Annotated in this window: 38 protein-coding genes; 1 reads left to right on the forward strand and 37 read right to left on the reverse strand. The window is 72.3% G+C overall.

Annotated elements, in window-relative coordinates; translation table 11 throughout:
• Positions 1-108: 108 nt before the first annotated feature.
• The 35 genes from G7Z13_RS11410 to G7Z13_RS11580 form a co-directional block, all read right to left on the reverse strand.
• Positions 109-651 (reverse strand): hypothetical protein, encoded by a 543-nt coding sequence (locus G7Z13_RS11410; RefSeq protein ID WP_165998398.1) that lies wholly within the window; start codon positions 649-651, stop codon positions 109-111.
• Positions 648-1,229 (reverse strand): hypothetical protein, encoded by a 582-nt coding sequence (locus tag G7Z13_RS11415; protein ID WP_165998400.1) that lies wholly within the window; start codon positions 1,227-1,229, stop codon positions 648-650. Before G7Z13_RS11415 ends, G7Z13_RS11410 begins: the two co-directional genes overlap by 4 nt.
• Positions 1,216-1,488: a hypothetical protein gene (locus G7Z13_RS11420; RefSeq protein WP_165998402.1), complete on the reverse strand. Its 273-nt coding sequence runs from the start codon at positions 1,486-1,488 to the stop codon at positions 1,216-1,218. The genes G7Z13_RS11415 and G7Z13_RS11420 overlap by 14 nt, the downstream gene beginning before the upstream one ends.
• On the reverse strand, positions 1,478-1,783 hold the full coding sequence (locus G7Z13_RS11425) for a hypothetical protein (protein WP_165998404.1): 306 nt from the start codon (positions 1,781-1,783) through the stop codon (positions 1,478-1,480). Before G7Z13_RS11425 ends, G7Z13_RS11420 begins: the two co-directional genes overlap by 11 nt.
• The gene (locus G7Z13_RS11430; RefSeq protein ID WP_165998406.1) at positions 1,780-2,019 is read right to left on the reverse strand and encodes a hypothetical protein; all 240 of its coding nucleotides are present in this window, start codon (positions 2,017-2,019) and stop codon (positions 1,780-1,782) included. The genes G7Z13_RS11425 and G7Z13_RS11430 overlap by 4 nt, the downstream gene beginning before the upstream one ends.
• Complete coding sequence (locus G7Z13_RS11435) at positions 2,016-2,426, reverse strand: hypothetical protein (protein ID WP_165998408.1); 411 nt, start codon at positions 2,424-2,426, stop codon at positions 2,016-2,018. Before G7Z13_RS11435 ends, G7Z13_RS11430 begins: the two co-directional genes overlap by 4 nt.
• Positions 2,423-2,626, reverse strand: coding sequence for a hypothetical protein (locus tag G7Z13_RS11440; protein ID WP_165998410.1), 204 nt, complete (start codon positions 2,624-2,626; stop codon positions 2,423-2,425). Before G7Z13_RS11440 ends, G7Z13_RS11435 begins: the two co-directional genes overlap by 4 nt.
• On the reverse strand, positions 2,623-2,781 hold the full coding sequence (locus G7Z13_RS11445) for a hypothetical protein (protein WP_165998412.1): 159 nt from the start codon (positions 2,779-2,781) through the stop codon (positions 2,623-2,625). The genes G7Z13_RS11440 and G7Z13_RS11445 overlap by 4 nt, the downstream gene beginning before the upstream one ends.
• Positions 2,778-3,296 carry a hypothetical protein gene (locus tag G7Z13_RS33335; protein WP_206313052.1) on the reverse strand — a complete coding sequence of 173 codons (519 nt, stop codon included), beginning with the start codon at positions 3,294-3,296 and terminating at the stop codon, positions 2,778-2,780. The genes G7Z13_RS11445 and G7Z13_RS33335 overlap by 4 nt, the downstream gene beginning before the upstream one ends.
• On the reverse strand, positions 3,293-3,508 hold the full coding sequence (locus G7Z13_RS11455; protein ID WP_165998414.1) for a hypothetical protein: 216 nt from the start codon (positions 3,506-3,508) through the stop codon (positions 3,293-3,295). The genes G7Z13_RS33335 and G7Z13_RS11455 overlap by 4 nt, the downstream gene beginning before the upstream one ends.
• Positions 3,505-3,744, reverse strand: coding sequence for a hypothetical protein (locus G7Z13_RS11460; protein WP_165998416.1), 240 nt, complete (start codon positions 3,742-3,744; stop codon positions 3,505-3,507). Before G7Z13_RS11460 ends, G7Z13_RS11455 begins: the two co-directional genes overlap by 4 nt.
• A complete protein-coding gene (locus G7Z13_RS11465) occupies positions 3,744-3,971 on the reverse strand; it encodes a hypothetical protein (RefSeq protein ID WP_165998418.1) in 228 nt (75 codons plus the stop codon). Before G7Z13_RS11465 ends, G7Z13_RS11460 begins: the two co-directional genes overlap by 1 nt.
• On the reverse strand, positions 3,968-4,135 hold the full coding sequence (locus G7Z13_RS11470; protein ID WP_165998420.1) for a hypothetical protein: 168 nt from the start codon (positions 4,133-4,135) through the stop codon (positions 3,968-3,970). Before G7Z13_RS11470 ends, G7Z13_RS11465 begins: the two co-directional genes overlap by 4 nt.
• The gene (locus G7Z13_RS11475) at positions 4,132-4,791 is read right to left on the reverse strand and encodes a WhiB family transcriptional regulator (protein WP_165998421.1); all 660 of its coding nucleotides are present in this window, start codon (positions 4,789-4,791) and stop codon (positions 4,132-4,134) included. Before G7Z13_RS11475 ends, G7Z13_RS11470 begins: the two co-directional genes overlap by 4 nt.
• 152 nt (positions 4,792-4,943) lie before the next feature.
• A complete protein-coding gene (locus tag G7Z13_RS11480; RefSeq protein WP_165998423.1) occupies positions 4,944-5,381 on the reverse strand; it encodes a hypothetical protein in 438 nt (145 codons plus the stop codon).
• On the reverse strand, positions 5,378-5,617 hold the full coding sequence (locus G7Z13_RS11485) for a hypothetical protein (protein WP_165998425.1): 240 nt from the start codon (positions 5,615-5,617) through the stop codon (positions 5,378-5,380). Before G7Z13_RS11485 ends, G7Z13_RS11480 begins: the two co-directional genes overlap by 4 nt.
• Positions 5,614-6,855 (reverse strand): phage Gp37/Gp68 family protein, encoded by a 1,242-nt coding sequence (locus G7Z13_RS11490; protein ID WP_165998427.1) that lies wholly within the window; start codon positions 6,853-6,855, stop codon positions 5,614-5,616. The genes G7Z13_RS11485 and G7Z13_RS11490 overlap by 4 nt, the downstream gene beginning before the upstream one ends.
• Positions 6,852-7,115, reverse strand: coding sequence for a hypothetical protein (locus G7Z13_RS11495; RefSeq protein WP_165998429.1), 264 nt, complete (start codon positions 7,113-7,115; stop codon positions 6,852-6,854). The genes G7Z13_RS11490 and G7Z13_RS11495 overlap by 4 nt, the downstream gene beginning before the upstream one ends.
• Positions 7,112-7,453, reverse strand: a complete 342-nt coding sequence (locus G7Z13_RS11500; protein ID WP_165998431.1) for a hypothetical protein — start codon at positions 7,451-7,453, stop codon at positions 7,112-7,114. The genes G7Z13_RS11495 and G7Z13_RS11500 overlap by 4 nt, the downstream gene beginning before the upstream one ends.
• Positions 7,450-7,866 (reverse strand): hypothetical protein, encoded by a 417-nt coding sequence (locus G7Z13_RS11505; protein WP_165998433.1) that lies wholly within the window; start codon positions 7,864-7,866, stop codon positions 7,450-7,452. Before G7Z13_RS11505 ends, G7Z13_RS11500 begins: the two co-directional genes overlap by 4 nt.
• A gap of 5 nt (positions 7,867-7,871) precedes the next feature.
• On the reverse strand, positions 7,872-8,195 hold the full coding sequence (locus G7Z13_RS11510) for an acyl-CoA synthetase (RefSeq protein WP_165998435.1): 324 nt from the start codon (positions 8,193-8,195) through the stop codon (positions 7,872-7,874).
• Positions 8,192-9,454: a hypothetical protein gene (locus G7Z13_RS11515; RefSeq protein ID WP_165998438.1), complete on the reverse strand. Its 1,263-nt coding sequence runs from the start codon at positions 9,452-9,454 to the stop codon at positions 8,192-8,194. Before G7Z13_RS11515 ends, G7Z13_RS11510 begins: the two co-directional genes overlap by 4 nt.
• Positions 9,455-9,494: 40 nt before the next feature.
• Entirely contained in the window at positions 9,495-9,650 is a 156-nt protein-coding gene (locus tag G7Z13_RS11520) for a hypothetical protein (protein ID WP_165998440.1), read from the reverse strand.
• 1 nt (position 9,651) lies between these two features.
• Entirely contained in the window at positions 9,652-10,161 is a 510-nt protein-coding gene (locus G7Z13_RS11525; protein WP_165998442.1) for a hypothetical protein, read from the reverse strand.
• Positions 10,158-10,643, reverse strand: a complete 486-nt coding sequence (locus tag G7Z13_RS11530; RefSeq protein WP_165998444.1) for a RusA family crossover junction endodeoxyribonuclease — start codon at positions 10,641-10,643, stop codon at positions 10,158-10,160. The genes G7Z13_RS11525 and G7Z13_RS11530 overlap by 4 nt, the downstream gene beginning before the upstream one ends.
• A complete protein-coding gene (locus G7Z13_RS11535) occupies positions 10,640-11,002 on the reverse strand; it encodes a hypothetical protein (protein WP_165998446.1) in 363 nt (120 codons plus the stop codon). Before G7Z13_RS11535 ends, G7Z13_RS11530 begins: the two co-directional genes overlap by 4 nt.
• Positions 10,999-11,898: a RecT family recombinase gene (locus tag G7Z13_RS11540; RefSeq protein ID WP_165998448.1), complete on the reverse strand. Its 900-nt coding sequence runs from the start codon at positions 11,896-11,898 to the stop codon at positions 10,999-11,001. Before G7Z13_RS11540 ends, G7Z13_RS11535 begins: the two co-directional genes overlap by 4 nt.
• Before the next feature lie 2 nt (positions 11,899-11,900).
• Positions 11,901-13,343, reverse strand: coding sequence for a lambda-exonuclease family protein (locus G7Z13_RS34085; protein ID WP_277347397.1), 1,443 nt, complete (start codon positions 13,341-13,343; stop codon positions 11,901-11,903).
• Entirely contained in the window at positions 13,340-13,813 is a 474-nt protein-coding gene (locus G7Z13_RS11550) for a hypothetical protein (RefSeq protein WP_165998452.1), read from the reverse strand. The genes G7Z13_RS34085 and G7Z13_RS11550 overlap by 4 nt, the downstream gene beginning before the upstream one ends.
• Complete coding sequence (locus G7Z13_RS11555) at positions 13,810-14,178, reverse strand: hypothetical protein (RefSeq protein ID WP_165998454.1); 369 nt, start codon at positions 14,176-14,178, stop codon at positions 13,810-13,812. The genes G7Z13_RS11550 and G7Z13_RS11555 overlap by 4 nt, the downstream gene beginning before the upstream one ends.
• The gene (locus G7Z13_RS11560) at positions 14,175-14,825 is read right to left on the reverse strand and encodes a helix-turn-helix transcriptional regulator (RefSeq protein ID WP_240926480.1); all 651 of its coding nucleotides are present in this window, start codon (positions 14,823-14,825) and stop codon (positions 14,175-14,177) included. The genes G7Z13_RS11555 and G7Z13_RS11560 overlap by 4 nt, the downstream gene beginning before the upstream one ends.
• A complete protein-coding gene (locus G7Z13_RS11565; RefSeq protein ID WP_165998458.1) occupies positions 14,815-15,117 on the reverse strand; it encodes a hypothetical protein in 303 nt (100 codons plus the stop codon). The genes G7Z13_RS11560 and G7Z13_RS11565 overlap by 11 nt, the downstream gene beginning before the upstream one ends.
• A gap of 5 nt (positions 15,118-15,122) precedes the next feature.
• Entirely contained in the window at positions 15,123-15,395 is a 273-nt protein-coding gene (locus G7Z13_RS11570; RefSeq protein WP_165998460.1) for a hypothetical protein, read from the reverse strand.
• Between the two features lie 77 nt (positions 15,396-15,472).
• Complete coding sequence (locus G7Z13_RS11575) at positions 15,473-15,676, reverse strand: hypothetical protein (RefSeq protein ID WP_165998462.1); 204 nt, start codon at positions 15,674-15,676, stop codon at positions 15,473-15,475.
• On the reverse strand, positions 15,676-15,918 hold the full coding sequence (locus tag G7Z13_RS11580; RefSeq protein ID WP_165998464.1) for a helix-turn-helix transcriptional regulator: 243 nt from the start codon (positions 15,916-15,918) through the stop codon (positions 15,676-15,678). The genes G7Z13_RS11575 and G7Z13_RS11580 overlap by 1 nt, the downstream gene beginning before the upstream one ends.
• Positions 15,919-16,066: 148 nt before the next feature.
• Between G7Z13_RS11580 and G7Z13_RS11585 the strand changes: the two genes are divergently transcribed.
• Positions 16,067-16,567: a helix-turn-helix domain-containing protein gene (locus G7Z13_RS11585; protein WP_165998466.1), complete on the forward strand. Its 501-nt coding sequence runs from the start codon at positions 16,067-16,069 to the stop codon at positions 16,565-16,567.
• 1,141 nt (positions 16,568-17,708) lie between these two features.
• Here the strand turns inward: G7Z13_RS11585 and G7Z13_RS11590 are convergent.
• Both G7Z13_RS11590 and G7Z13_RS11595 read right to left on the reverse strand, forming a co-directional pair.
• A complete protein-coding gene (locus G7Z13_RS11590; protein ID WP_165998468.1) occupies positions 17,709-19,406 on the reverse strand; it encodes a recombinase family protein in 1,698 nt (565 codons plus the stop codon).
• Entirely contained in the window at positions 19,384-22,029 is a 2,646-nt protein-coding gene (locus tag G7Z13_RS11595; RefSeq protein WP_346768007.1) for a ComEC/Rec2 family competence protein, read from the reverse strand. Before G7Z13_RS11595 ends, G7Z13_RS11590 begins: the two co-directional genes overlap by 23 nt.
• Positions 22,030-22,096 lie beyond the last annotated feature (67 nt).

Genomic DNA, 22,096 nt, shown 5'->3' on the forward strand with positions numbered 1-22,096 from the left:
AATCCAGTACAAGGGTTGAGTTCTACATTCTCCGACGCGCTGACTCGCCTACGGCGCGCGACGAGCCGCCCCGGGGATGCCCGGGACGGCTCGACCAGGGAGGCTGGGTCAGCCCGCCGTGTCCGCGTACGTGAAGGGGCCGCGGACTCCCGCGCTGAACCGCTCCGCAGCCTCCAGCGCCAGCCGCACACGCCGCTGCGGCGCCATCCGGGACCGGGCTGTCGCGTACAGGGCTCCGACCGCGATCTCGTGCCCACAGCCGACCGCGGTGTAGCCGTCCGCGGGCTCGCCCACCTGGAAGTCGTCGTGCACCTCGAACAGCCGGCCCTCGACGCCGACGAGGAACGTCCCGCCGTCCTCCCGCTCGCTGTCCCGCCTCAGCCAGCCGCCCGTCTTCAGCGTCTCGCGCACGGCGTCGACGAACGTGGTCGCCATGAACCGCGCCAGGTCTTCCCCTTCCGGCTTGGGCGGCTCGAACGCGTACCGCAGGAGCTGGCCCATGCGGAACGAGGTGGTGAAGCCGAGGACGTACGGGCCGTTGCTGAAGACCTTGGCGTCGGCGCGGACGGTGAGGCTCCAGCCTGCCACCCCCGCGGAGTCGCCGCCGAGGTAGACGGTGCCGCCGTGCACGAGGCCGACGATCGCGGTCACGCGGTTCTCCGATCGGTGCTGTTGGTGGTGAGCAGATACAGGCGCCGGCCCTCGTACCGTGCTGGGCGGCCCGTCTCCTCGTCGGCGCACTCCGGGTTCACGCACCACGCGCGCGGCCGGTCGTCGTCGGGGCGGCAGTGGATCGTGGGCTGACCGCAGGCGAGGCAGCGCACGCCGCTCATCTCCCGCGACGGGGGCTGAAGCCCCAGCACGGTACGGACGGTCGAGTGCCAGGTACCGACCGTGGACGTCACCTCGCCTACCCGGCCTGTCACTTCGGCTCCCGCGGGGAGCGCCTTCAACGCCCGGTCCCAGCGCTGCATGTGCGTCGAGCCGCGCAGCTCCATGTCGAGGATCCGCGCCTCGGCCTTGATCCGGGTGCTCCAGTGGACGGCATCGAGGGCTGCCGGCGGGCGGGAGTCGGGCGTGGAACGGCCCCCGGCCACCCGCGGTTGGGCTGTGCGCAGGGCGAGTTCGTCGAGCCGCGCGATCAGGCCGGGACCACCGTCGCCGGGATGCTGCTCGTCACCTGTCCAGCGGTCGACGAGATCGGCCACCAGGCCGTCAAGCGTCTGCATCGGTGGCCTCCGCCGCGTCGACGCCGAACCCGCGGACGGCCCGCTTGGGGTTCCTGGGCCGCGCTGCCTCGAACGAGATGACCAGCTGGTCGTCAGCCGCGTGGACGTGGACGTCGCCGGTGCGTATGCCCCTGGAGGCGAGCCGGGCCCGGTCGTGCTCGGCGACCCGTACCGCCTTCTCGACTTCCGTGTGGTGGGCGGGGGACTTCAGCGTCCACTCGTGCCGGTCGACGGTGGTGACGTGGTGCTCAGCGTCCATCGGTTTGCTCCTTGCGTCGTGCGTGCCAGACGCGGCGGCACCAGCCGCACACGTCGCCGGCGTCGGGGTACAGGACGCCGCTTCCCTGCTGTGGTTCGGCCCCTCGCAGGGACCGGCGCAGGCCGGGGCGGGTCGGGTAGATGTGGTCGGCCGGGCCGTCGGGCGCGATGTACCAGGGCTCGACGGAGTTCTCGGAGCCGTGCCGGTCACGGAGGTCGGCGTCGGCGAGCGCGATGGCGGCTTCGAGAACTGTCGGATGCTGGGCGATCACGTCGCCGGGATGTGGTGCGGTCACGTTCGGCCCCCGCTGCCGTTGATCTGGCGGGCGATAGCGAGCGCGTAGGGACTGGCGCTGTGGTGCCCGCGCTCGGCGAGCGTGTACGCCTCCTGCTGGGCTTCAGCCTCCAGCCAGTCGGCGAGCGGCTCGGTAAAGGGAAGGTCGACAACGGCGCACAGTTCGGGGCGGCGGATCGGGTTCCGGAGCAGAAGTGCGGCGTGCCGCAGTTCATCGGCGGTGCTCGTGCTACTCACAGGTGCGTCTCCCCGCGGGCGAGCGCCCGGCTGGCTTCCTGTTCGGCGGCGCGTTCGGCGACGTCGTAGCCCAGGTACTTGGTGAGCCGGGCGAGGACGGCGCGGGCTTCGGCCTCGGGGAAGGGCCGGTCCCGCCGGGCGTTGGCGACGATGTGCACCAGGTCCAGCAGCAACGCAGTGGGCACCAGTTGGTCCTCGGGCCACTCGACGCGGGCCCCGTGGTAGCCCGCGAGCAGGTGGTCCATCGAGATGGCGCAGGACGCGAGCCCGTACTCGGGGTCGTCGATCACGAACGTGCGGCCGGACGGGAACTCGGCGCCGTCGAGGACCCGGCCGTCAACGAGGTGCAGGCGGAAGCCTCGGGTGAAGGCGTGGCGCATGGTCGGTCCTTCGTTCTTGTGGGTCACTGTCCGCACCTCGCGCAGGGCAGCAGCAACAGGTCCTGGCAGACGACGCAGTCCACCTCTTCGTCCTCGGTGGCCCACTCCGTACCGGCGACGTTCGCGCCGCACAGCGCCACGTCGTCATCGCAGAAGCAGACCGCGTGCGTCAGCTCCTCGCCTGTGTTCGGCGCGGAGGCCACCGGGTCGGCGGCGAGCGCGGTCACGGTTCCTCACCCGCCTCGCGCTCAAGCTGCTCGGCGGTCGGCCGTACGGGCGGCCGGTGCTGGCAGGCGCACGTCCAGGACTCGGCGCGGGCCTCGTCGCAGTGCTGGGTGCCGGGCATGCCGTCGGCGGCGTCGGCGCAGGGACGGCAGATCATCGGTCTGCCTCCGTTTCGGCCGGGTCGGGGCCGTTGCAGCCGTACCGCTGCCGCTCGGCCCTGCCGCGGTGCTTCGTGCACGGCTGCATGTCGGCCGGGTACTGGGTGCAGCCGCCGCACAGGCCGTCGAAGACCGGCGCGTGCGGGTGCTGCTCGCACGGGCCCCCAGGCTCATCGAGGACCTGGCGCAGCTCGGCACCAGCGACCCTCACGAGGAACATCGCGGAACCGTGGGCCGCCTCCCAGCGGTCGGCCAGCTGGTAGGCGCGCCCCGCGGCGGCGCGCGCCCGGTCCTGTTCGTCATGGAACACGACGCGGGTGGCGCCGTCGTGGCCGTGCACGGACAGCATCAGTTCCAGGCTGTCCCAGACTGCGGTGGAGGGGCGCTCGCGCCAGCGCAGGACGACCGAGCCGTCCGGCCACTGCACGCCGTCGGCGACGTCGCCGGGGCCGGAGACGCCGGTGATGTCCCGGTCGCGACGCAGGACGAAGAGGCGGGGTATCGGATCGGTCATGCTCTGTCCTGGGGTTCGGTAGTGGTGCCGAGCGCTTCGATGGCGCGGCAGGCGGAGAGGTCGCGGCGACGCTGCCGCGACTCGTCGAGCGCGGTGACCAGCCGTTGGAACGCGGCGTGCACGCCGACGGCGAGGGCGATGGTGAAGAGCAGGCCGATCACGGCGGCGAAGCCACCGATCGCGGCCACGGCGAAGACCTGGTTGGGAGTCATCGACGCTCCCGCACGCGGTCTCGGTACGCCGCGCTGACGGCCGCCAGCGCCAGCAGGGCGCCGAGCGAGAGGAACGTGATCGCCCACGCTTCCCGCTCCTGGTACGCGGCGTCGGCGCCGGCCAGCATGCAGGTCAGGGACAGCAGACCGAGAAACCAGGCGTCGCGCAGGCCGGCGCAGAGGCCGAGGAACGAGACGGCGCCGACAGCGAGAGCGGCGATGCTGAGCTGGGACATCAGGGTCCTTGCGGGGGTTCGTAGGTGTCGAGGGGCGGGATGGTCTCGATGCGGCGCACTCGCCGCCGGTGGATGACCGCGCGGCCCGCGTCCAGGTCGTCGAGCAGTTGGACGGCGTCCTGGTCGAGCCCGTCGGTCTCGTGCAGGGCCTCTTCGAGGCAGGCGCAGCGGCTGTGTTGGCAGCCGCCGTATGGGCAGTCGGCGAAGATCGGCAGCTGTGCGGTCACGGCCGCCGCCGCTTCCGGCTGGTCAGGTGCCACGCCTGGCAGTCCGGGCAGAAGTACGAGGACCGCTCCGTGCGTCCCCTGCGGTTCGCCCAGATCGCGAGGAGGGCCCGACGAGCCTCGTACCGGGAGTCGTACGGCCGCTTGGTGCAGGGCTTCTCGCTCATGACGCCTGCCGGTCGGCCTGATTGGCGATCAAGCCCAGCCGTTCCCGCACGCGGAGCACCGACGGGACGCTGACCGCCATGCGGCGGGCGATGTCCAGGTCGCTCGCACCCGTCGACCACAGGGAGTAGATCCGCCGCTCGTGCGGGGTGTCGCCCTTGGCCGGCGGTCGCGGGCGGCGCTTCGGCCGGGCGGTTTCCGGCGGCGCAGGCCTGGGCGCGGGGGCGGCGCGCTGCCGGGCGTTGCGGTTGCCGTGTTCGCGGAACACCTCGCCGCTCCAGCACTTGGGGTCGATCGGCTCGTCCAGCCACAGGTGCCTGAGGAGCGCGATGTGGGTGCCGCAGCGTTCGGAGCCGTCCAGCTTGATCGGGTCTCCGTCGTCCTTGCGGTGCACGGCGGTGTCATCGAGGCGGTGCCGCTCGTCGTGGGTGAGCCCGGCGGCGACGCCGTCGCGCTGGTCGCGGTGCAGGCCGCGCTCGCATTCCTTCGTGTAGGCCAGGCACTGGGAGCGGACCGGGCATCGGGCGACGCAGATGATGCGCGCCTCGTGCACGCGGTCCGGGTCGTCGAAGATCTCCTGCTGGCCCAGGCATGCGGCGGCGCCCATCCAGTCGAGGCGGCGGGCCGCGGTGTCGGGGACAGATCCGGTGTAGCCCATGGGTCACCTCTCGGCACGCGCAGAGAGGCGGGGTGGGCAGATGCAGGGGTAGGCCCGCTTGCAGAAGGGGCAGACCATTCGTGGTTCTCCTTGCCTACTTGGGTGCCGCCCGCCGCCGGGGCCGCTGTCGCCGCGGCGGCGGGCAGGTCTGGTCAGGCGCGGGCGCGCCAGGCGGTAGCGGTGTGGTCGGTGAATTCCTGGGCGTCGTCCGGCCGCGCGGACACGCTGTCGTCGGCGCTCAGCGGCCGGATGGCGCGGATGTTGGCCAGCTCGGACGTCAGCGCGGTGTTCGTCTGGCGCAGCTCGGCTGCCTCACGCAGTTGCTCTTCAAGCTCGGCGATCCGCCCTTCGGCCTCCGCCAGGGTGGCCTTCAGGTCGTCGCGTTCACCGCCCACTGCGTCCAGTTCCCCGGCGAGAGCGACCAGCTTGCAGGCCAACCCCTCTGCCTCCGCAGTGCTGCGGGCGGCCTCGGCCCGCAGCGTGGAACGCGGTACGACGTACCGGTGCAGGCCCCGGCCGGCGGGTGCCACGGCGTAGAGGACGACGACCGTGCCCGCCGTGCCGAGGGCGAGGCACACGTACGCGATCACGCTGCACCGTCCTTCACCGCGGCCGCGCAGAGGGAGCAGGGTGTCTTGAGGCAGGCGGCACCGCGTTCGATGGCCAGCGCGTGGTAGGCGCCCTCGTTGGCGGCCTGGAGGTCGGCCACCCGCTGCTCCAGGAGGCGGTTGCGGTCCTTCTCTGCGGCGAGCTGGGCGCTGAGCTTGCGTGCCTGCGCGTCGTAGAACCTGGTGCGCCAGCGGCGCACCCAGCCGGGGATGGTCATCGGGTCCTCCGGGCGGTGTCGGTGTCGGCCGCCGCTGCTTCGAGGCGGCGGGAGAAGGCGTCGAGGCTCTCGGTCAGGCCCGAGGTAATCGAGTCGCGGTAGTCATCGCGGGGGAAGGCGTCGTGGGTGCGGCCGTCCAGCAGACGACCCGCGGCGGCCTTGCCAACGCGGACCGCGATCGTGGCGGTGTCGAGCATCACCGTCCGGCTGGTGCGGTCGCCCGGCTGCATGAGCCGGGTCTCACCACTGCGGAACGTCCTGCTCGGCCCGCGCGTGCGGAGCGTCGCGGAGTGCCGGCCGCCCAGCGGGCTGTCGTACGCCCGTCCACCCGAGAACGCGGGGTCGTCGACGACGGCGGCTGCCAGGTACTCGCCGTGCTGCTTGAAGAAGAACGGCACGCCCGCGACGTCGCAGTCGTCCCGCAGCTGGCGCGCCCAGGCGGGGTGCATGGGCCTGGCTCGCGGGCCCGACTCGCCACCGGCGATGACCCAGTCCAGGCCGTGCCAGTCCTCCGGGCGGGACCGGGCGGGGCAGTCGGCCCGGCGGTGGCACTCGGGTGTGAAGGCGTCCGGGTGGCCGCAGGTGCCGTCCTCCGGGGTGACGTGCCCGCAGTCGGGGACCGGGCGGAGCCAGCGTGTGAGGTCAACCGGCCCGAGCAGCGGCTCGCAGCTGAGGAACCGCACGGCGGCCGGGGTCTCCATCAAGGCGGGGATGCGGATGTCCGCCCACCGCTGGTTCTCCACGCTGACTCCGAGCCAGATGTTCGCCGGCAGCCGGGCCGCGCGGGCTCGCGCGTCCCTGGCGGCGGGGCTGTTGCGCATGCCCTCGGTCGGACAGTCGTCGAACTTGGCCGCGTACTCCTGCTTGGCCTTCTGCCGGGCCTGCATGAAGGACCGCATGCGGGCGTGCCGCTTGGTCAGGATCAAGAACGTGTGCCGCCGGTTGAGACCGGCCTCCATGACGTCGAAGACCTGGGTGATGAACAGGTCCGGTACGTCGTCGTGGAAGAGATCGGACATGCTGTTGACGAAGACGCGGGCGGCCTTCTTCCAGCGGAACGGCTGGTTGAGGCGCTCCTCGTGCAGGGTCACGCTGAAGCCGTCGGGGAACGCCTTGGACCCGGCGAAGCGGCGGGCGATGTTCTCCGCATAGCAGTTGTCGCACCCGGGGCTCACCTTGGTGCAGCCGGTGACCGGGTTCCACACGCGGTCAGCCCACTCGATCTTCGTGGTGGTCACGTCGACGCTCCTTCCGGCTGGTCGACGACGTACCGGACCCACAGGTCTGCGCCGTCCTGGGTGAGCTCGGTGTGTGCCTCGAACGACCCGGCCGGCCGGTAGGCGGGCACGCGGTTGCCGGTGCGGACTTGGAGAGCGGCGGACACGGCGCTGGCGCTGCTGCCGTAGGTTCCGGCGAGGACCCACTGACCGGGCATCTGGCGGGCCTGCTCGGCGGCGTGCTGGTGGTCGGCCCGCTGACGGGATCGGTGACGGCTCACAGGTCGTCACCTCGCAGGCATGCCGGGACCGGCACTCGGTGCTCGGTGAGGGCGCCGGTGCTGATGTCGTAGTCCTGGGCGATGGCCCAGTTGGCGAGCGGGAAGGCGTCGCGCAGCAGCAGGGCGACGTCCCGGTGATGACGTCCCTCGACCACCGGAACCTCGCGGCGGCCTCGGGCGGCACGCGAGTCGTCGACCAGGAGCATCACGACCCAGCGCGGGCCGTCGGGCCAGCTGACGCGGGTGACGCGGACTGCGGCGACGTCGCGGCCAGCGATGCCGCGGAGCACGGTGCGGAGCTGGTCACGGCTGTGGGTGTCGATGGTGTGGGTGCTCATCTCGCACCGCCGGGGTGGAAGCAGGCGCGCACGTCGTGCAGGAGCTGCTCGTAGGCGGCGACGGTGCGCGGGCTCCAGCGGTGTTCAGGGCCGTGGACGTCGCGGAACCAGGCGTCGCAGGCGGCCAGCAGCAGCGTCTCCCGGTCGGCGTGGCGGGCGGGGGTGCCGCCGTCGGCCGGGGTGACCGCCTCGGGGTGGTCGGCCGCGAGCTGCGCGAACGCCGCTTCCAGGGCCGAGTTCTCCCAGGCGTGCCGGTGCGGGTCGGTCACCGGCCGGCGCAGCCGGGCCTGTTCGAAGTACGCGTCCAGCGCACGGCGGGAGTGCCGCAGCTGGAACGCTTCCCACCGGGCGCGCAGGCTGGTGAGCGGGTGGTGGCGGGTGGTGCGACGGCCGATGTGCATCGTTGCGGTCATCGCCATCACGTCCCTTCGGTCGTTCGGTGTGGTTGGGGTGCGTGCAGGGCTGCGCGTGCGGCGTCGGCCCCGCGGGTGTAGGTGTCGGGTCCGGGCGGGCGCCGGCGCTGGCGCCACGGCTCGGGGAGGGCGGCGAGCAGGTCGGTCGGCTCCGCGCCGGGGTCGGCGATCATCTGGGCGACGGCGACCAGGACGCGGCCCCAGGTCATATCGGGGCGGGCCTGCGCGAGGACATCGCGGAGCTGGTCGATCGACCAGTCCGGCCGGGACGCGGCGGCGAGCGCCAGCAGCTGGCTGGTGGCGGGCTGCGGTATGTCGGAGGAGGTCATCGCTGCCAGCTCCTGAGCAAGGTCTGGGGATCGGGCGGGCGGCAGGCCCGGCACACGCCGTCCGGGAGCGAGGTGCGGGACGGGGCGCGGCAGGCTTCGCACTCGTGCCAGGCCGGGCGGCGCGTCGGCGGGTGGGCGGCGAGCGGTGCTCCGGTGGCGAGCCGCCATGCGCACGTCTCGCAGCGGACGCCGCTGTGCCAGATCCGGCCGGACTCGCACTCGGTGAGACCGCAGCCGCGCCGGACGATCGCCGGACCGAGCAGCCACCGGCCCGGGTCGCGGATCGTCTCCGTGGACGCCAGGCGGAACTGGAGCCGGGCGCGCAGCCGTTCGGGCTCCTGCCCCTCGTCAAGCTGTCGCCCGATCTCCCGGGCCAGTTGCCGCACGACGTACGGCGACAGCCCGGCGAGCAGGGGCTTCACGGGTTCGAGGACTCGCCAGATCCGCGGAGCGAGAGTGACCTGCGGCCCGGTGTACGGGCGGCGCAGCGTCGGCGGGAGCTGAGGGTGATCCACCGGGCCGCGCGCTACCTCCTGCACTCGCCTACGGCGGATGGAAGAGGCGGCAGCGGGCGGATCATCCGGTGAGTCAGTCTGGTGGTGATCCTCTTGTAGCGATCCCTCTCCAAGATCCCCACCCGATCCCTCTCCAATGTCCGCTGTGAGCGAGGCCTGCACCGGCTCGTCGTGGACCGTGTAGAGGTGGCGGCCGCGGTACCCGGCGCGCCGCTCCACGCTGATCCAGCCGAGCCGTTCCAGCTCCCGCAGAATGCGCCGCACGGAGCGCACATCGAGGGGCTGGCCGGCCTTCGCACCGGAGCGGTGGCGCAGGACGCGCGCCAGCTCGGCGAGGGTGATGTCGTGGCGCAGTGCGGTGGCGTACGCCAGGGCGGCGTAGGCGCGCAGTTGGCGCGGGCTGAGAGATTCGGCGGCGCGGGAGGGCACCCAAGCGCCGTGCTCGCGCTGTGGGTTGGTGGCGCGTATGCGGCGCACAGCGGTCCAGCCGTCGCCGCCGGGGCGGGTGCGCCGGTGGCTCGTCAGCTCCACCACGTCGTCCGTCGGGTCCGGCCGCATCAGCTGGGTCAGCGCTCGCTCGACGGTGGAGCGCGCCAGCCCCAGCAGCCCGGAGAGGTAGGCGACCCCCGCCTCACAGCCGCTCTCGCGCCGGGCGAGCGCGGCCACCTTGACGTACACGCTGACGGTGGAGTCGGCGTAGTGGCCGACGATCACACGCAGGGGCACGCGGACGCGCTGAGACATGGGGATCACCTCCTCTCGGGCGGGTCGGGTCAGCGGGGTGTCAGTCGTCCAGGAAGATCACGCAGGCGAAGCCGAGCCAGGTAAGAACGGCGACGACGGCCGCGACAGCTCCGGCGACCTGGCCGTCAGCGGTCCCGGCGTACGTGACGGCGCCGGACAGGCCGCCCAGCAGCAGGCCTCCGATGAACACGGGCATCTCACTCGCCTCCGTCCCCGCGGGCCCCGTCGAGGGCGGCGCTCAGCCCGTCGGCGACGGTCTTCAGCTCGTGCATCGCCTCGGTGACCGTCAGGTTCGGGGTGTGCAGCACCCGGCGGGCGTACGACGCCCAGTGGTTCAGCCCTGCCCGCAGGCGAGCTGTTTCGAGGTAGGCGAGCTGGCCGCCCGTCAGGCGCAGGGTGGACTCGTCCAGCTCCAGGTGGCCGTCGTCGTCGAGGGTTCCGCGCGCGGTGCGCTGAAGGTGCAGGAAGCGCAGCGCCTCGCGGACGTAGCCCTCCTGCGCCTCGTTCGGCAACTCCAGGGAGACGATGCGGACCTTGACGCTCGCCTCCTTCTCCGTGCCCGGAGCGGGCTCGGTGCGCTCGATCGCGGCGAACTCGCCGATGAACAGGCGCCGGGCGGCGGGCACGTCGTACACCGGTCGGATGTGTGGCTCCAGCGCTTCCTGCGCCGAGGCGGACACCTTGGCGTCGAACTTCAGCTGCGTCACGGGGTGGGCTCCTTGTGGAGATCGGTGAGGCGCCAGACGCGGATCTCGGCGCCGGGCGTACGGAGGGCGTTGCCCCAGAGCACGTAGACCTTGGAGGCGGACAGCTGTGCGACGACGCTGTCGTCGGCGAGCACGCCGGCGTCCTTCAGCGCGTCCTGGGTGGAGCGGATCAGCTTGTCCAGGTCGGGCGTGCTCGTCGGGAACTGGGGAGCGGACGGCTTCAGCAGGCCCGCGTTCCTGCCGGTGCCGAAGTGGTTCTTCGGGCGCCGCAGGGTGAACCGCAGGTCCAGCCACACCGGACCGTCCAGGGCCGCCCAACCGTCGTCGTGGTGCAGCACGTCCAGGGCCGCCGTCTTCACGGCCTCCCTCCACGGCTTCACGGCCGCCGACGACTCGTACATGGCGCCCGCCCGGTTACGGGTCTTCGAGCCCTGCGGGGCCGGGGTGCCGTACACGGTGAGCAGGAGAGCAGGGGTGGTCACGACGGCTCACCCCCGTTCGCGCGACGGTCCAGCTCGTCGGCAGTGACCTGGAGAATCTCCACGATCATCGGTCCGGGCAGGTGATGCATAAGGGCGATCGCGCCCACGGAGGCGCTGGCCGCGAGCAGCACCGTGGCGATGGACTCCGGCGGCACGTCGACGTGTTTGGAGAGCCGGTCGGCGAGGACGGCCGCGATCTCGTCGAGCGCCTGGACGCGCGGATCGTCGGCGTAGCGGCGCCGGCCTTCCCGTACGACATCGAGCGCGCCCTGCCGGGTCCACTGCTCGGTGGTCACCGTGCGGAAGCCGCGCGCGGTCAGCACCCGCGCCATGGCCTCCTCGGTCTCCCGTTCGTTCACTGGTGCTCACCAGCCTCGGCGCCGTCCGAGCCGGGCTGCGCGGTCTTCGGCCACGCGGCGGTCGGCCTCTCCTGCTCACCGTCCGCCTCCTGGTCGTCGCGGGCGATGACGGTGCCGCGGATGACGGGCGGGGCGGACTGGTCGTCATCGAAGTCGGTGTCGGCCTGCATGAGTTCGGCCAGCTCGGTCGAGGTGGGGACGACCTTGCGGAGGCGGAGGACGCAGGACTTGGCCCACATGGCGTCGAAGTCGGTGTGCCAGGGCGAGTCGTACTTCTTCTGCCGCTCGGCCTTCTTGTACGCCTTCGAGTACTTGTCGCGGATCTTCTCCGCCTGGTCCCGGTTGAGAATGATGACCTGGGAGCGTCGGCCGTCGATCCACGCGAACGCGTACGCCAGGATGACCTCGCCGCGCTCTTCGTCGGACAGGTCGATGCGCGGCTTGTGGAAGAAGTCCCGGGGCGACGGCTCGGTGGGCGTGTAGTCCCACTGGTCCTTCTCCCGGATCCAGTTGAAGTGCACCGAGTCGACCCGCGGGTGCCGGTACATCAGGTCGATGTAGCCCTCGTACATCGGCTGGAAGGTCGCCACGTCGCCGTACGGGATAATCGCGGCGTGCTTGCCGTCGGGCTCCAGGCCGAAGCGGGCGCAGGCCAGCAGCGCGGTGTGGATGGACGCCGGCGTGCAGTTCTTCAGGTCCTCCATGCGGGCATGGGCGACGGCCATGAAGTGCGCCCGGTCGACGTGCCTGGGGAGGGCGTCGACGAAGTAGGTCTCGCGGCGCTGGAGCCACTGGCGGGCGGTGTCGTTGACGGCGAGGTCGGTGACCGGCTGCTGCGGCTGCTGGTCATCCTGGCCGCTGGTGGCCTGCCTTACGCGGTCCTTGAGGTCGGACATGGTCATCCTTCCGAGGGCACGCGCAGCACGCGCGCCCGGTACTTGCGGTAGGTGTCGGGGTGGTCGGCGGCGAGCCGTTCGGTGTCGACGGCCGGGACCAGGCGGGTGTACGCGGCGGCCAGCTCGGGCTGCTCCTGCCGGAAACGAGCGGGCGCGAACTGGCCGTTCTGCCGCCAGGTGATGACCGGCTTCGTGCCGACCGTGGCGACCTCGGCGTCACCGAGTAGGGCGCGCATCCGGTTCTCGGTCGCGGTCAGCTCCTCACCGAGGGCGTCCATCTGCTCGCGCAGCTCCCGGCGGCGCTGCGTAAGCAACGCGGCCTCCACCGGGTCAACCTCCACCGTGGCTTCCTCGCGGGCGTCCCACAGACGGGCCAGCAGCTCGGTGGCGGCCTCGCTCCCGTCCGGCTCCGGCGGGATACCGGCGAGGACGTGGTCGTGCCAGAACCGGTCGACGGCGTCGGCGAGCATGCCGCACAGTTCGTCGTCCCGCTCCAGCCGGAACCAGACGAGGTCGTCGTCGATGAGCCCGGCGACGTAGGCAGCCCGGTAGCCGGTGACGGTCAGGTACCAGTGCGCCTGGATCGCGGGCCCGTCGGGGGCCTGCTCGCCGCGCCAGTTCTCCGCCCGCGCGGACCGCCAGGTGCGGGACTTGCACTCCAGCACGGCGAGGTCGCCCGGGTCCTGGTCGGCGACGAGCCGGTCAGGGTTGGCGATCCAGTACGGGCGGTCGACGTGCTGGAGGGTGCCCGGCGAGTCGAGGACGGTCAGCCCCGACTCTTCGGCGAAGAACTCCGCGACCAGCCCCTCAAGGGCGTGGCCGCGCCGGGCGGAGCGCTCCAGTCGGGCGTCGCGCTCACTGCGGGCCTGGCCGGTCTTCTCCAGCCACACCCGCAGCGCCCCGCCGTAGCTGTCCATGCCGAGGATCGCGGCGACGTCGGAGCCGCCGACGCCTTGCCGCCGGGTCTCCGACCAGACGTCCTCCGGTGCACCGGCGGGCAGCAGCAGACGGGCCGTGGGGGTGACCGGGCCGGAGGCGGGGACGGTCGCCTCCGGCCCGGCGTTGGCCCCGTACGGCGCAGGCCGGGTCTTCGGAGCGGGGGTCTGTCGCGGTGGCCCCTCTCCGGCCTTCGCTCCCGCCGCGCCGGTGCTCGGTGGCGGAGCGGGTGACGTTGACGCCGTACGGGTGGTGTGGTGCTCGCCCGGAGCAGGCGGGGTCTCAGGACGCCGAGTGCGCAGGGGGTCCTCTCCGGCCTTGGCTCCCGTCGCGGCGCTGCGGACGCCGGCAGGTGACGTTGACTCCGGGCGAGCGGTCTGGGACCCGCCCGGCGCAGGCGGGGTCACCGGAGCAGAGGAACGGACGTGCTCCTCTCCTGCCTTCGCTTCCGCAGCGGCCCCCGTTCCAGGGGCGGCGGACGACGTGAACGCCGGACGGGTGGTCTTCATCGCAGCGTCACCGTCCGGATCGTGATGCCGGGGGTGGGTGCGGTGCGGGCATGGTCGGCGACTTCGCGCATCGTCTCGGCCCAGCTCGGTGACAGGTGGCGGGGCCTCTGCCCGTTCAGGGCCTTGAAGACGTCGCCGTGAACCGTGTCGAGGGCGTCCACGGGCTGCGGCAGCGAGCAGATCTCCGACAGGCCCAGCGGCGTGTTGCCAGGGTTCCAGCCGGTGAAGACGACCGGGCCCGCGTAGGGCTGCAACGGCGCGCCGAAGGCGGCCAGCACGCAGGACCCGATGACGTTGCGGGGGTAGCGGGCCGGGTAGTACAGGCCCACGTCGTTCACGAACGCGGCGACGGCGAGCGACGGATGCAGCCGCACCCGGTCCTTGCCCTCCGGGCCGATCACGTCGTCCCAGTCGAGGTCGCCGTCGTGCTGGGTGAGTTCGCCGTCCGAGGCGATGACCGCGTACCTCATCGGCGGCCACCGATCCGGGCCTTGTTGCCGGGCCGGTTCACGGCCGGGGCGCTGCCACGGCGGATCTTGGCGACGGGCACCCAGACGCGCCAGACGAGGTCGTACTCGTTGTCCCAGGTGGCGAAGACCATCGGGGTGTCGTGCCACTCTCCTCCGAGGCACACAGCGGTGGGCCGTCCGTTGAACATGCCGGGGACGTGGTCGGGCTGGTCCAGGGCGACGGTGCCCTCACGGCCGCAGGCGTGGACGATGCGTGAGCCGACCGGGAACTGCTCGGCGAGCGAGATGAGGCGCGCACGCGTCTCGCCCCACGGGTAGCTGGAGGGGACAACGCTGCCCCGGTAGTCGAGCGTGCGGGCGGTCATGACGCTGCCCTCTCTGTGGTGTCGGTGGTGCCGAGGTAGCGGGCGCGGACTCCGTGTTCGCCGTCCTCGGTGAAGGCCTCGGCCTCCCACATCCCGGCGGGCCGGAAGGCCTTGAAGGCTCCGCTGCGCAGCCGGTAGGCGCTCTGCCGCGCGGTGGGACCGCTGTCGTAGACGGCGACGACTCCCCACTCGCCGGGCGTCTCGCGCAGCAGTGCGGCGCGCTCCCGGTAGGTGTTGCGGACCTTGACGGGTGACGGCCGGTGCGGCAGGTCGGGCACCGGCACGGAGCCGCGCGGGAACCAGCCGCGTATGAGGCAGACGGCCACGGCCTGGGCAGGCGTGCGGACGCCGAGGCGCCTCATGGCGATCGCCCTGTACTTCCTGACCGTCTTGGGCGACAGCATCAGGTCACGGGCGATGGCCGGGCACTCCTTGCCGTTGGCGGTGCCGAGCAGGATCTGGAGCTGGCGGCGGGTCAGTGGGCAGTCGTCGGCGGGCTCCAGTAGTTCGATCGGCGGGCTCGTGTTGAGCCGGTCGATCTCGGCGAGCAGCAGCCGCACGGTGCGAGTGGCCGGGGCGGAGGGGTTCCGTTCGGTCGCGGTCCGCAGCTGCGCGAGCAGGCGGGGGCTGAGCGCTTCACCGGTCATGGTGGTCACCGCCGCTCTTCTCCAGCTGCGCCAGGCGCCGCTTGAGCAGCTTGATCTCGTCGCGCTGCCGGGTGACCTCGCCGACGTAGCGGGGCAGGGCCTCGCGGGCGTGCCGGATGAACTGGATGACGGGCACCTGGTACTCGCCCGACGCCGTCTCCAGGAAGGAGATCGGGCCGACCGCGTCCGGCGTGCCGTAGTCGTTGGTGATCGGCGCCCAGGGGCCGTTCGGCACGGCCGCGACGGTCTGCTGTGTCAGGCGCAGGTACTCGGGGTCTATCGGCTCGGGCACGGCGGTCACCAGCCCTGCCCGGCGAGGCGGGCGATCTCCTTGCGGAGGTAGTCCGTCTCCCACGGGATGCCGTTGGTCGCGTCGCCGTTCAGGACGTCCCGCAGGGTGCCGGTGACCGCGCCGATCCGCATGATGGCGGTGATGTCGCGCCGGGGGTCGGCGGGCAGGTCCAGGGCTTCCAGGACGGCGGCCAGGAGATCGCGAAGGTCGTCGCGTTCTGTCTCGGCGGTGCTCTTCCCGCCGCGGACGCGGGGGACGTGTGCGATGCTGGAGTGCATCGGGCCCACCTCGTTCCTTCAGGTGATGGGTGGTTGGGCCGAGGGCTCGCCGGGGGCACGGCGGGCCCTCAGTGCGTTCAGGCGGCTCGGCGAGCCGTCTGGAAGGCCGGAGCCGTCGGAGCGGCAACCGGTGGAGTGGTGACGGGGAGCAGGGCGCGGAGGGTGGCCGCAAGCTCGGGCGTCAGCGGGGGCGCGGTGTCGGCGATCCGGCTGGTGAACTCGTCGACGGACTCGCCGGGCCGGATCGTCAGCAGGACCTCGCGGGTTTCGCCGGTGCCCATCAGGCCACGCTCCGGCTCGCCTCGGCGTCGTCCTGGCCGTGGGGCTCGGGGAGCAGCAGGTCGTGGACCTCGCAGCCCAATATCTCGGCGATCGCCTTGAGGTTCCTCGGCGAGAACCCTGCCGTCCCCTTCTCAACGCTGGAGAGGTGCGACTTGGTCACCCCGGCCTGCCGCGCCAGGTCGGTAATGCTCAGACCGGCCTCGATCCGACGGCGGCGGAACTCTCGGGGGTCTTCGTTCATGCATCCGACTGTAGAACTTTGTAGGACTGAGAACAAGTGGTGAGTCCTACTTCTTTCTACGCCCTGTGGAGAAGTCGTGCACGCCCTCGCGCCGCTTACTGCCGTTCAATAAAGTTCTAGAAAGTAGGAGCGACCACGAGGGGGAAACATGAGGGACCAGCCCCGGGACCACAGCCCACCCGCCCACGGCCAGCTCATCCGCCTCGCCCGCGAGGCGAAGGGCTGGAGCCCCGAAGTCGCGGCCGGCCACATGCCGTACAAGTTCTCCGGCTCCAGCTGGCGCAACGTCGAGGCCGGGTACCGCGGCGCCGGCGCCAACCGCATCGCAGTTCCAGGCAAGCCGAGCACCGTGGCGGCCATGGCGCACACCGTCGGCATCACATCCGATCGACTCCAGGAGCACAACCCGGAGGCGGCGGAGATCCTGCGGGAGATGGAACGTCAGGCGGCGCAGCAGGCCGCCGCGATGCCGCCGGTGCTGAGTTCGGCACCCGCCCACGTGCGGCGGCTGATCGAAGTTGCTCTGGAGGATGTGGATCCCGCCGACCGCCCTGAGTTGCTGCGGGAGATGGCGGCCGACTACGAGGCGGTGATGAGGCGCAAGGCGCGGCAGGCCGACCAGTCGCAGCGCTCACGGCACACCGGCTGATCAGCCGGTCCCCGGATTAGTAGGGAAGGCTTACCTTTCCGCAGGTCAGAGCTTTATAACGGAAGTGTCACGTTCCCCGCGAATATGCGTGACGGCGCGCTGTAACCGGCGCACCATCAATCCCTCGTACAAATCCGAACTTGTACGAAGCCCGACGCGCACACTCACAGGGGAACGTGGCATGACCGTGACCATGGTCACGGGTGCGCTCGGCGTAGTCATCATCATCACTGGGGGTCTGTTCTTGCGGCGTCTCCTCGGTGAACTGGCAGCACTCCGTGGCCAGGTAGCCGAGATGAGGCGACAGATCACAGGGATCGACAGGCAGATGCGCGCCCAGCGAGCCCGAGTGACATTCATCAGCCAGATACTCGCCCACGACGGCGAGGCCCACGACAGCAACGGCGACCGCCCTCCGGAGCCCGCCGTCGTGAATGGATCCGATCCTCAATGCCCGCGTGACGGGTCTGCACCCGTCCGATGCAAGCGCCACCTGGGGCTCTACCTCGGAGGAGCGGTCGCAGCCCTGACAACCCTTGGCGCTGCCGCCCGCGACGCAGCCAACACCCACCGCGTCCAGTTCATCGGCGCGGTCACGAGTGCAGCCGTCGCCACGGCAACCGTCGCCGTTGTCACTGTCCAGCCGTGGTCTGCTGACACCGGCCGGGAACCGTCATCCTCCGCACCGACAACGAGCCCGACGTCGAACTACCTTCGGCCCGGCACCTTTCCTCCCCGGCCAGCTGACAGCGCCCCACCGGTCTTGAGCCCAAGCCCGAGCCCAACTCCCTCGGCGGGTGAGACGGAACCCACGCGCAGCCCCTCGCCGTCAGCCAGCGTCTCTCCCCGCTCGCCCAGCCGGACGCCTCCCGGCTTCGTCATGCCAGTGGGGGAGACGTCCGCTGTCGTCGAATCTCCTGCACCTTCGCCTGAGCCGAGCGAAGAGCCGGAGCGGGTGCCGGCCGACGGCAGGGTCCCGGACAGTTCTCCCCCGGCGCCGTCTTCGGAACCGCCCGAGCCACCCGCTCCACCGCCCTCGTCGAGCGCGCCCGCGGAGGAAGTGCCTGTGGAGGAAGTCACTGCGGAGCCCTCATTGCACTTGGTCCTGTCAGCGGCACCACTGCTCGTCACGAGCGTCCGTCTACTGGGCGGCTAGCGGTTGCTCCCGGCGCCAGGCCATCCGTTCGGTCACTGGCGCCGGGTTCCTCCGCACTGGGGACGGCAGAATGCGGACCTCTCCCAGCACCGCTGGTCTCAGCAGTTCCGCAGCGATGGCTCGCTGCTTCTCGACACCTGCTGCCTGCCACCACGCCACGACGTCCTTGATGGGCTCATCGGGAAGCAGCCCAGCCAGCGGGGCAGGAGCCGTGAGCCTCTTCAACTGGCCCTCCAGCCGCTCGATGTCCATCTCCAGGTCTTCAATGTCCTCGGTGCGCTGAATGCGGGCCCGCGCCGTCCTCGGCCGGGGCGCGTCCTCGAGCTGCTTCAGCTCGGCGCGCAGCCGGGCCAGTTCGGCAACGAGCTTCCTCTCCCGGCCATCGGAGTCCGGCCGGTGGCGGATCGCGGCGTGCCGGTCCGGGTCGGCCAGATACTTCAGGATGACGCCAAGCTGCGGTGGCAGCGGCTCACCCGTCTCGGGATCAACGGGCTCCAGGTCGCCGATGAGGATCCGGTCCACCTCGTCCTTCTGCACCCACACATGCCCCCGCGGACCGCACTGGTAGCCCACGAGGTCCCGGGCGCCCGCCTTACGCCGCGTCACCACCACCACACCGCTGCTACAGACGTCGCACTTCATGGTGATCGTGAGCACGTGGCGGATGTGCTCGCCGATGTACTTGCGGCGCGAGGGGTCGGCGAGGATGTCCTGCACGCGCTGGAACAGGGCTCGCGACACAATGGGCGTCCACCCCTCCCACTGCACCGGGACCAGCGCCCCGTTGTGCTTGCGCAACCCGGCGTAGGCCGGCCGCAGCAGCATCGACCGCATGTTCTGGGGACTGAACGGGACTCCTGGGACCAGCTCACCGTCGATCACGCGGTCCCTGCTGACGATGCCTCGCTCCTCCCATTCCTTGGAGAGCGCGTACATCGGCTCGGGCAAGAAACCGTTCTCCGAGGCCGTGTTGGTGTACAGCAGCGGTACGCTCTCGCCGTCGGCCAGGCCGAACCGGTTGTCCTCCACTCCGGCCACCCGGACGAACAGTTCGGCGACCAGTGGTCCCTCGTTCTCCTCCGGGTACTGGGCGACCGGCCGGGGCCGGCGGTCGATGACCTCGTAGTCGCGGGCGAAGCCGAAGGACACCTGGCCCTGAGGCCGGCCCTCACGAGCGGCGGAGTTGAGGCCGCGCAGGGTCCTCTTGGACAGGCGGCGCGCTTCCCTCTCCGCGTCCGCGATACCGGTGATCAGCTCGTGCCGGTCGTTGTAGTTGCGCGGGTTGTAGGTCCGCTCGTGGCTGGTGATGTGGATCAGGTAGCCAGCGGCCTCGCACAGGTCGACGATCTCGACTCCGCGGCCGGTCTCGCGGGAGAGGCGGGCGATCTCCCACAGGACCAGTACGTCTCCGGCGACCCCGAACTCGCCCGTGCGCAGGTCGGTCACGAGCTTCTCAAAGTCGTCGCGTTGCTTCCGCGCGAACTTGGAGGCCGATCCGGTGTCCTTGTACGACTCGCCCCACGTCCAGGGACCGTGTTCCTGCTCGGCTTCGAGATTGTCGGTGTGCTGGTCCCGGATGCTGCGGGCGGTGCGCCCCTTCCCCTTGGAGACCCGCAGGTACTCGCGCGCAGTTCGAGCAGCGGCAGAGTGCGCTGGTGCCTCAACAGCCGTCAGTGCGGCCATGTGTCCCTCCCTGGCTCCTGCCTTCCCAGGCTACAGGGACTAAGGTGAATCCGTGGTGGGCGACCTTGAGGATGTCGACGCCGCCGATCAGCGCCGCCGCCGGGGTCCGCAGCAGGGCCTGCTGGGCCGGGGGTTCCAGGTCGCCGAGCAGCAGCATCCGCAGGCCCGCCGTCCGCACCAGCAGGGCGACGCTGGCGTCGTTCGGCCCTTCCGGCGCCGGTGCGGAGGGCGGCGGCCACAGCACCTGCCAGGACAGGTCTCCGGCGCGCCGCCGCTCCCCGGCGACCGCCCGGGTCACCGGGATCCCCCGCGCGGCGGCCTCGCGCCGGACGAACGCGGCCTGGTCGGCGGGCTCTTCGTACCCCGTGGTCTGAAGGGCTCCCACCGCGCGCCCGCGCAGCACTCCGGGCAACCCGGCCACATGGTCGGCGTGGAAGTGGGTGAGCACGACGAGCGGCACCCGCGTCACGCCCAGTCCGCGCAGGCACCGGTCCACCAGCGCCGGGTCCGGTCCCGCGTCCACCACGACGCCGGTGCCCTCGCCCGCCGCGAGCACGGTCGCGTCACCCTGTCCCACGTCGCACAAGGCCAGCCGCCAGCCCGGCGGCGGCCATCCGGTGATCACCCGGGTCAGCGGGGGCGGCTGCACCACCGCCACCACCAGCAGCAGTCCGCCGGCCAGGCACAGCCAGGGGTGCCGCACCAGCCGCCGCCCCACCACCACGAGGGCCACCGTGACGCACAGCAGGAGTCCGGCCCCCGCCCAGCTCCCGGGCCAGTCCACCCCCGCGCCGGGCAGTGCCGCCCCGGTGCGGGCGATGCCCGCGATCCACCCGGCGGGCCAGCCCGCGCACCACGCCAGTGCCTCGGCCACCGGCATCGCCAGCGGTGCCGCCGCCAGCGCGGCGAACCCCAGCACGGTCGCCGGGGCCAGCGCGCACTCCGCGAGCAGATTGCACGGCACCGCCACCAGGCTCACCCGCGCCGACAGCACCGCCACGACCGGCGCGCACACCGCCTGCGCCGCCGCCGCGGCCGCCAGCGCCTCCGCCACCCGCGGCGGCACCCCGCGCCGGCCCAGCGCCACGCTCCAGCCGGGCGCGAGCGTGAGCAGCGCCCCGGTCGCCAGCACCGACAGCAGGAAGCCGTAACTCCGTGACAGCCACGGGTCGTACAGCACCAGCAGCAGCACCGCCGTCGCCAGCGCGGGGATCAGGGACCTGCGGCGTCCGGTGGCCAGGGCGAGCAGGGTGACCGCCCCGCAGGCGGCGGCCCGCAGCACGCTCGGGTCGGGGCGGCACACCACGACGAACCCCAGGGTGAGCACCCCGCCGAGCACTGCCGTCCCCCGCAGCGAGATGCCGAGCCGTGGCGCCGGTCCCCGCCGCTCGGCTCGCTGGGCCAGGCCGGGCGGACCCATGAGCAGCGCGAGGACGATGGTGAGGTTGCTGCCGGACACCGCGAGCGTGTGCGCGAGGTCGGTCTCCTGGAACGCCTCCTCCAGGTCCGGGCCGATCCGCGAGGTGTCTCCGACGACCAGTCCCGGCAGCAGGGCCCGCGCGTCCGGGCGCAGCCCGTCGGTGGCCTCCCGCAGTCCGCCCCGCAGCCGCCCCGCGAACCGCTGCGCCGCCGACGGCTCCCCGACGATCACGGGCGCCGCCCGTCCGCGCACCCGCAGCACGGCCGCGATCCGGTCCCCGCCGACCACGGGCGGCGCGAGCCGTCCGGTCACCCGCACCCGCGTGGAGGGCAGCAGACCGAGCCACGCGGTCGCCGCGGGCCTGCCCTGCCCCGCCTCTGCGATCCCGCGTCCGGGCTCCGGCCCGCCCCCTCCGGGTCCCGACCCGCCCGGTTCGGGCGTTGCGCCGCCCCCGCCGGTTGCCGCCCCGTCCCCTCCGGTCTCCGCCTCGCCCCGTCCGGGCTTCGGTCCGCCCCGTCCGGTCTCCGCGCCTCCTCCGCCGGTCTCCGCCCCACCCCCTCCGGGCTCCGGGGCACGTCCGGCTCCGCCGAGCCGCGGTCCTGCCTCGCGCGCGTCCCTGCTCGGACCCGCGTCGACGATCATCAGCAGCGGTGTCCTCGTCACCGTCAACGCCCGCTCGGCGCGCGCCGCGCCGTCGGCCGGTGGCACCAGCACACCCCGCACCTCGCCCCGCACCAGCACCGACGCCCGCGCCAGGTGGTTTCCGGTGACCCGCGGGCGGGTCCGCCGGGGATCCGCGGTGACCTCGACCTCCGCGGTCACGGTGGTGTACTCCCGCGCCAGCCCCGGCACCGGCCCCCGCCGCAGATCCGCCCCGTGCAAGCCCGCCGAGGCGGCCGCCGCGGCGACACAGAGCAGCACGGCGGCGACCGACACCCGCGGCCACGTGGCCTGCCGGGCCCGCGTGGGCCGGTCCCCCGGCGCCGTTCGGCCCTGCCAGGCCCGTGTAGGCCGGTCCCCCGGCGCCTTTACGGCCTGTCGGGCCCGCGTGGGCCGGCCTCCCAGCTCGGTCCGGTCCCGGCGCCCGCGCCGACGCGTCACCCACAGCAGCAGGCCCGCACCGCCCGAGCAGGCTGCCACCACCCCGACGGCCCATCCCGCCGGCGCACCCAGCATCACCGCCGCCGTCGCCCAGGCGGCCAGCGCCGGACCGACGAGCCGCAGATCCGCCGGCCCCTCCTGCCGCGGATTCGCCGCCCCGAGCCGCTTT

This window comes from Streptomyces sp. JB150 (assembly GCF_011193355.1).
GTDB lineage: Bacteria > Actinomycetota > Actinomycetes > Streptomycetales > Streptomycetaceae > Streptomyces.